We start from the raw sequence: 357 nt of genomic DNA on the forward strand, positions 1-357 counted from the left end.
TATGATCTATCGCTGGGAACTGGAGATAGAACTGTGATGGCGGCCCGCAACCAAAAGCCGCAGAACCGCCATCCAGTTTCCAGAGCACTAGCTTGAAGCAGGCTCCAGTGCACTCTCACCGGTTTCGCCGTCCTCGATACGAACAGCCCGAACCAGGCGGGATACAAGGACCTTGCCGTCACCCGGGTGCCCATCCTGGGTTCTGCCCGTTCTGACAATGAGTTCCACAACTTCACCAGCGACATCATCGGTCGCTACGTCTATTTCCAGCTTGACCATCTTCACTTTCTCCAGAGGCGACTCATCGCCGACCAGATGACCAAATTCTCCGAGAGACACGACAGCAATACTTGCCAC

General features: G+C 55.5%; 1 protein-coding gene. It reads right to left on the minus strand.

All coding sequences use genetic code 11. The features are described 5' to 3' along the window. Nucleotides 1-87 precede the first annotated feature (87 nt). A partial coding sequence (locus ACFC20_RS08445) for a P-II family nitrogen regulator (protein WP_375192619.1) occupies nt 88-357 on the minus strand: 270 nt, incomplete at its 5' end.

This window comes from Marinobacter sp. (genome assembly GCF_041984545.1).
Taxonomy (GTDB): Bacteria; Pseudomonadota; Gammaproteobacteria; order Pseudomonadales; family Oleiphilaceae; genus Marinobacter.